Raw genomic sequence first — 2,528 nt, forward strand, 5'->3', positions numbered from 1 at the left:
GCCGCGCCATCAAGGCCGGTCGCGTATGGACCAACTGCTACCACCTGTACCCGGCGCACGCCGCGTTCGGCGGTTACAAAAAATCCGGCGTCGGTCGTGAAACCCACAAAATGATGCTCGACCACTACCAGCAGACCAAAAACCTGTTGGTGAGCTACGACATCAATCCGTTGGGGTTCTTCTAACCCCGCGCAAAATCCTGTGATGCTGAACCTGTAGGAGCTGCCGCAGGCTGCGATTTTTTTGATTTTAAAGATCAGGATCAACAGATCGCAGGCTCTTACAGGAACGGTTGCTCACGTACGAATTGATTGCTATCGAACCTTCGGAGTCCTCGATGAAAATCCGTTACAAGGTAAGCCTTGTGGCTGCCTGCGTGCTGTTCATAACAACCAGTTTGCTGTCTCTGATCCAGGTCAGTCAGGTTCGTACCATTCTGCGCACGCAAGTCGAGGAGGGCATCTCCCAGTCGAGCAATGCCGTGGCACGGCAGATAGAAAACTGGCTGAACGCGAAACTTCGGCTGATGGACCTGACGGTCCAAACCGTCGACAGCCAGTACAATCCGCAAGCCACTCAACGCATCATCAATTCCCCAACACTGAAGAATGAATTCGAGCTGGTTTTCGGTGCGCTGGAGTCTGACGGCAAACCCATCAAGAACTCCGCCTCCTGGAATCCAAAACCTGATTACGATGGACGCTTACGCCCTTGGTATGCGACCGGTAAAGGTGCTACGCAGGCCGTTTTAACCGAACCCTACAAAGACTCCACTACCGGTGACATCCTGATTTCGGCCGTTGCCAGGATCACCGATGCCAATCAGTTTGTCGGGGTGCTAGGTGGGGACCTGCGTTTGAATACGGTGGCCGAGGCCGTCAATACGCTTGATTTCAGTGGGGCTGGCTATGCGTTCCTGTTAAGTCGAAACGGCAACATCATTTCCCACCCGGACGCCCAGCTAAACGGTAAGTCCTACACGGAGATTTTCGGTGGGGCCCAGCCTCCACTGAACAGTCAGATCCAAGAGATCAAGGTCGGGGAGAAGAAACTTCTGCTGTCCTTCATACCGCTTTCCCGGCTCAAGGGTATGGATTGGTATATCGGGGTTGTACTTGACCAGGACATCGTCATGGCCGCAGCCCATGTGCTGAGCTGGCGAGCCGTCATGGGTACCGTGCTCGGCGTGATAATCAGCCTGCTTCTGTTAGGCCTGTTAGTGAAGCGACTGCTTTGGCCACTGCAGCAACTCCAAGACTCGCTCGTCGATATCAATCGCGGGGACGGCGACCTTACCCGGCAATTACCCGTGCGTGGCGATGATGAAATTGCACGGGTCTCCGGAGAGTTCAACCGGTTTCTGCAGAACCTGAAAACGCTCATTGGTGATGTGAAGAGCAGCTCGCAACAAGTCCGCGAGAGCACCGCAACCACTTCATCTGCAGCGGATCAGGCGGCCAACCGTGTACAGATCCAGTTGCAGGAGCTGGATCAACTGTCCACCGCCATGCAGGAGATGGCCTCGACCGCCGAAGACGTTGCGCGAAGTGCTCAAGCTGCAGCTGTGGCGGCAATCACTGCCAACGAGGAAACCGAAGACGGAGTGGCGCTGGTCTCCAAGTCAACCGGGGCGATCAAGCGTCTGGCTGAGGAGATGGACAGTACAGGTCATGCCATCAATGAGTTGTCCACGCTCAGTCAAAGCATCGAATCAATCGTGGCGGTTATCACCAGCATCGCCGACCAAACCAACCTCCTGGCGCTCAATGCAGCCATCGAGGCGGCACGCGCTGGTGAATCGGGACGCGGGTTTGCCGTGGTGGCTGATGAGGTGCGCTCACTGGCTTCACGCACTCAACAATCCACTCAGGAAATACGCCTGATGATTGATCAATTGCAGACGGGTGTGAAACACGCACAAGTGCGTATGCAGCAGAGCCGCGACACTGCCAGCAAGACGGCAGGGGATGCCTATGCAGCAAATGAAACGCTCGAGCGCATACGTGAAGCCATTTACCGCATCAATGATATGAATCTGCAGATTGCCGCTGCCGCTGAAGAACAGAGTGCCACGACCGAGGAAATCAATCGCAACACGACCAACATCCGCGATATCAGTCTTGAAGTATTCGGCGGTGCCGAGAAGCAGGTCCGCCAATGTTCAGAGATGGGGGAACATGTAGGCGAGCAAGACAGACTTCTCAGCCGTTTCAGGATTTGAAGTACGCAACTGAATGACATTGTCCGTGGCTAAGTACGGCATCGGCCGCTGCGAACGGCGGCCCGTCTCAATGCTGAATGACAACTGAACGCAAAGTTTCAGATCACAAAAAACAACTACTCCACCGAGGTAAGAAAGATGAGTGCGGCTTCCCTGTATCCCGTTCGTCCCGAGGTAGCAGCCAACACGCTGACCGACGAGGCAACCTACAAAGCCATGTACCAGCAGTCGGTCGTCAACCCGGACGGCTTCTGGCGCGAGCAAGCCAAGCGCCTCGACTGGATCAAGCCTTTCACCACGGTGAAGC

The 2,528-nt window shown here is 55.2% G+C and carries 3 protein-coding genes and 1 pseudogene; all 4 read left to right on the plus strand.

The genetic code is table 11. The annotated features are described in order from the left end of the window. Positions 1 to 185 (plus strand): aldehyde dehydrogenase family protein (locus UB23_RS20900; protein WP_045061213.1); only part of this gene is annotated, 185 nt, incomplete at its 5' end. A gap of 152 nt (positions 186 to 337) precedes the next feature. Then, a pseudogene (locus UB23_RS30870) lies at positions 338 to 1,363 on the plus strand (HAMP domain-containing protein); the annotation flags it as partial. A 27-nt stretch (positions 1,364 to 1,390) separates the two neighbouring features. After that, on the plus strand, positions 1,391 to 2,221 hold the full coding sequence (locus UB23_RS30875; RefSeq protein ID WP_442963637.1) for a methyl-accepting chemotaxis protein: 831 nt from the start codon (positions 1,391 to 1,393) through the stop codon (positions 2,219 to 2,221). A gap of 138 nt (positions 2,222 to 2,359) precedes the next feature. Beyond that, positions 2,360 to 2,528 (plus strand): acetyl-coenzyme A synthetase N-terminal domain-containing protein (locus UB23_RS28785; RefSeq protein ID WP_152644228.1); only part of this gene is annotated, 169 nt, incomplete at its 3' end.

The sequence above is a fragment of the Pseudomonas sp. ES3-33 genome (genome assembly GCF_000952175.1).
Lineage (GTDB): Bacteria > Pseudomonadota > Gammaproteobacteria > Pseudomonadales > Pseudomonadaceae > Aquipseudomonas > Aquipseudomonas gregormendelii.